The organism is Kitasatospora sp. NPDC056531 (genome assembly GCF_042794375.1).
Taxonomy (GTDB): Bacteria; Actinomycetota; Actinomycetes; order Streptomycetales; family Streptomycetaceae; genus Kitasatospora.
Genome location: NZ_JBHTTU010000239.1, coordinates 1 through 3,967 on the forward strand (window position 1 = coordinate 1; position 3,967 = coordinate 3,967).

Here is a 3,967-nt window from a genome sequence, read left to right on the forward strand (position 1 = left end):
ACCCCCGGCGTCAATGTCCGGAGCAAGGCCGGTCTGAACCGGGCCATCCTGGACAAGGGATGGCATCTGCTCGAACTCGCACTGCGCAACGCCGCCCGTCACGCGGGCAGCAGCGTGCTGCTGGTCAACCCCGCGTACACGTCGCAAACCTGCCATTCCTGCGGGCACCGCGCACCGGAGAACCGTGAGAGCCAAGCGGTCTTCCGGTGCGCGGCCTGCGGGCACCGGGACCACGCCGATGTGAACACCGCAAAGAACATCAAGGCCGCCGGGCAGGCGGTCTCAGGGCGTGGAGACCTCGGCACTGGCCGGTCCGTGAAGCGCCAACCAGCGGCCAGCCGCACCCGCACGGGGCGAAGCCCCCGTGCGGCACGCGCGGCCGGGATCCCCGTCCTTAGGGCGGGGAGGAAGTCAACAACCACACGTCGAAACGGGGAGACGGGATGAACATCCGTCAGGTGAGCGCCGCAGCCCGCGTCATAGGCCGCCGCAACGCTCTGCGCTACCTGGCGATCGGCGTCGGGTCCGCGCTGGTCGCCGCCTGCTCCGGCGGCGGCAGCAGCAGTGGTGACAGCGGGAAGGCGGCGGACAGCGGGAAGGCCGCTCCCCCGTCCGCCGGTTCCGGCGACTCCCCCGCCCCCACCACCACCCCGTCCGCCACCGCGAAGCCGACCGTCGCCGACCGCGCCTTCGACGCCTTCGTGCGCGGCAATTGGACCCTCCAGTCCACCAGCTCCCGGGGCAAGCCCCTGCACGGCAAGGTCACCGTCCAGACCGACGGCGGCGGCAACGGCGGCTGGACGATCACCTGGGACGGCCTGACCGGCAAGGCCGGCACCTGGCGCGGCAGCTTCCTGCTGCGCGGCGGGCACCTGTCGCTGACGTTCTTCGACGGCCCCGGCCCGCTGGTCAACGAACACCGCTCCCCCGAGGCCCTCAGCGTCCCCGCGACGGTGGGCGACAGCGTCCAGCTCACCCTGCCCTGGCAGCCGCCCGGCTCCAACGACAGCAGCAAGGAGAACCTGGCGGTGACGTACGACGGCACCACCCTGACCATCGTCCACACCGCCGGCAGCAGCAGGACCACCCACGTCTAAACCTGCAACAGACCCCCAGCCGCCTCGGGGGTGGGCGGGGTGTCGGGCGGCGTCCCGGGGCGTGCGGTAGGCGGTGAGCCGCGCGACGTCGGGCCCGACGCGCCGCCAGGGCCCCCGGAAGGCCAGCACCGCGATGGCGGCCGTCGGGAAGCGGCCCCGCATCCGGGCCAGTTGGTCGTCGTCCTCGGCCTCGCCGGCCAGGGTGTCGGCCGCCTCGTGGATGACCGGGTTGTGGCCGAGCACGAGCAGGGTGCCCACGTCGTCCGGGGTCTCGGTGAGCAGTGCGATGAGCTGCTCGCCGAGGCCGACGTCGTAGAGGCGCCCGTCGTAGACGGTCTCGGGCTCGGTAGGCAGTTCGGCGGCCATGAGCGCCCAGGTCTCGCGGGTGCGCACCGCGGTGGAGACCAGCGCGAGGTCGGGGGTGAGGCCCTGGTCGGCGAGCCAACGACCGGCCGCCGGGGCGGCCTTGCGGCCCCGCTCGGCCAGGGGGCGGTCGTGGTCGTCCACGTCGGGCCAGTCGGACTTGGCGTGGCGCACCAGGACGATCCGGCGCTGCTTCTCCTCGGGCACGGGCTACTCCATGGTTCCGTACGGGCGCACCGTCCACGTCGTGCACCGCGCGTACCCGTCCTCCCAGCTCTGCTCGGAGTGCGGGCACCGCGACGGACCCAAGCCCCTCGCGGTCCGCGCGTGGGCCTGCGGCACGTGTGGCGTACTGCACGACCGCGACCTCAACGCTGCTCGCAACATCCTGGCCGCCGGGCAGGCGGACAGGCTAAACGCCCCTGGAGGGCCGGCAAGTCCTGGCGTGGCGATCCCACGCCAGGCGCGGCCCGTTGAACGGGGAACCCGCCTCGGCGACCTGCGGACCACGGATACCCGTGCCGCAGGCGCGGGAGGAATCCCCTGGCTTCAGCCGGGGGAGGATGTCAAGGCCATTGACGTGCGGATTCAGCCTAGTCAGCCCGGCGCCGCCTCCCCCGTCGGCCCCCGCGGAGAGGCGGCGGCCGAGTCGTCCTCGCACACCGTCACTGACGTGGCGTCAGGATCCAGCCCCTGCCGGCGAGTCGGGTCGCAGGGGCGGGCCGCTCCGGGACGTCCCGCCGGCGGGACCGCCGTCGCGGAGCCCGTATCCGGCTTGCGGAGGACACCGAATCCGACACGTCTTGAACACATCTGCCCCGCAAGTGGCCGGGCGTCACTCCCAGCACCCAGTTGGTCGACCGGGCCCGACGAGCATCCCACCCCGCACCGGCAACTGTTACTGACAGTTCCGACCTGCGTCTCTCCGTGTTCATGGCGCCTTCGATGAATGTGTTCAGGAAGATAACGAAAAGGCGCGGCATGGTCTCGTATTGGATTTACTTCTTGACTACATCTGGCGCGTAAGGGTTGACTCCCTTCCACCCCGCCGCACCGTCGCGGCGACGTCAGGGAGGCACCCCCACATGAACGCAACGATGCGTCGCGCCGTCATCGCCACCGCGGCCGTCTCGATGGCCCTGTCCATGGCCGCGTGCGGCAAGGCCGGCGGCGACAAGAAGGACTCCGCCGCTTCCGGCGACAACAAGTCCATCGGTCTGCTGCTGCCCGAGAACGCGTCCTCCACGCGCTACGAGTCGTTCGACCGCCCGTTCATCGAGGCCAAGGTCAAGGCCCTGTGTGCGGACTGCAAGGTGCTCTACAACAACGCCGAGGGCAGCGCCGCCAAGCAGAAGCAGCAGTTCGACACCCTGATCGCCCAGGGCGTGAAGGTGATCGTCCTGGACGCCTTCGACGCCACCTCCACCCAGGCCTGGGTCAAGGAGGCCGCCGACAAGGGCGTGAAGGTCGTCGCCTACGACCGCCTGGCCACCGGCCCGGTCGCCGCCTACGTCTCCTTCGACAACGAGAAGGTCGGCGAACTCCAGGGCCAGGCCCTGGTCGACGCCCTCGGGGACAAGGCCGCCGACGCCAACATCGTCATGATCAACGGCGACGACGCGGACCCGAACGCCGGCCAGTTCAAGGCCGGCGCCCACAAGGTCCTCGACGCCAAGGTCAAGAAGGTCGTCTACGAGCAGTCCGGCGAGTGGAAGCCCACCGTGGCCGGCCAGAAGATCGGCGCCGCGATCACCCAGTTCGGCAAGGACGGCTTCCAGGCCGTCTACTCCGCCAACGACGGCATGGCCGGCGCCATCATCACCCAGCTCCAGGGTGCGGGCATCAAGGTCCCCGTCGGCGGCCAGGACGCCGGCCTCGACGCCGTCCAGCGCATCGTCAACGGCGACCAGGCCTACACCATCTACAAGGCCTACAAGCCGCTCGCCGACTCCGCCGCCGAACTGGCCGTCGACCTGCTGCAGGGCAAGGACGTCAAGTCCGTCGCCGCCGCCAGCGTGGACAGCGCCACCGACAAGGGCATCCCGGCCAAGCTGCTCGACCCCAAGGTCGTCACCAAGGACAACATCAAGGACACGGTCATCGCCGACGGCCTCTACAAGGCCGCCGACATCTGCACGGCGGACTACGCCGCCGCCTGCGCCGCCGCCGGCCTGAAGTAGCACGCGCGGGCGGAGCTCCCCACCCCCGGGGAGCGCCGCCCACACCGCGCGGCGGGCCCCGCCCCGCCCGGCACCCCACTTTTCGACGCTCACCCGCCCTGCGCCGCACGACGCGCGGGCCAGCCCGGCCGCCGACCCACCATCACGGCGCGCACGGGGAAGAAGGAGATGGTTCACGTGACAGGCGCACCCGTACTGGCGTTGCGCGGGATCTCCAAGCGCTTCGGCGCCGTCCAGGCACTGACCGACGTGCACCTGGAGGTACACGCAGGCGAGGTGGTGGCCCTGGTGGGCGACAACGGCGCCGGAAAGTCCACGCTGGTGAAG

At 71.1% G+C, this 3,967-nt stretch carries 5 protein-coding genes and 1 pseudogene; 5 read left to right on the forward strand and 1 reads right to left on the reverse strand.

Going from position 1 to position 3,967, the window contains the following annotated elements:
- Both ACFQ87_RS44955 and ACFQ87_RS44960 read left to right on the forward strand, forming a co-directional pair.
- On the forward strand, window positions 1-447 hold a 447-nt coding region (locus ACFQ87_RS44955; protein WP_380616835.1), incomplete at its 5' end, for a zinc ribbon domain-containing protein.
- On the forward strand, window positions 444-1,097 hold the full coding sequence (locus ACFQ87_RS44960; protein WP_380616836.1) for a hypothetical protein: 654 nt from the start codon (window positions 444-446) through the stop codon (window positions 1,095-1,097). The genes ACFQ87_RS44955 and ACFQ87_RS44960, both read left to right, overlap by 4 nt.
- 51 nt (window positions 1,098-1,148) lie before the next feature.
- Here the strand turns inward: ACFQ87_RS44960 and ACFQ87_RS44965 are convergent.
- Window positions 1,149-1,667: pseudogene (locus ACFQ87_RS44965) on the reverse strand (SixA phosphatase family protein); the annotation flags it as partial.
- 10 nt (window positions 1,668-1,677) lie between these two features.
- On the opposite strand from ACFQ87_RS44965, the gene ACFQ87_RS44970 reads away from it, so the two are divergent.
- From ACFQ87_RS44970 to ACFQ87_RS44980, 3 genes are all read left to right on the forward strand, one after another.
- On the forward strand, window positions 1,678-2,409 hold the full coding sequence (locus ACFQ87_RS44970; RefSeq protein ID WP_380616837.1) for a zinc ribbon domain-containing protein: 732 nt from the start codon (window positions 1,678-1,680) through the stop codon (window positions 2,407-2,409).
- A 136-nt stretch (window positions 2,410-2,545) separates the two neighbouring features.
- Window positions 2,546-3,640, forward strand: coding sequence for a sugar ABC transporter substrate-binding protein (locus tag ACFQ87_RS44975; RefSeq protein WP_380616838.1), 1,095 nt, complete (start codon window positions 2,546-2,548; stop codon window positions 3,638-3,640).
- Between the two features lie 168 nt (window positions 3,641-3,808).
- A partial coding sequence (locus ACFQ87_RS44980) for an ATP-binding cassette domain-containing protein (RefSeq protein WP_380616839.1) occupies window positions 3,809-3,967 on the forward strand: 159 nt, incomplete at its 3' end.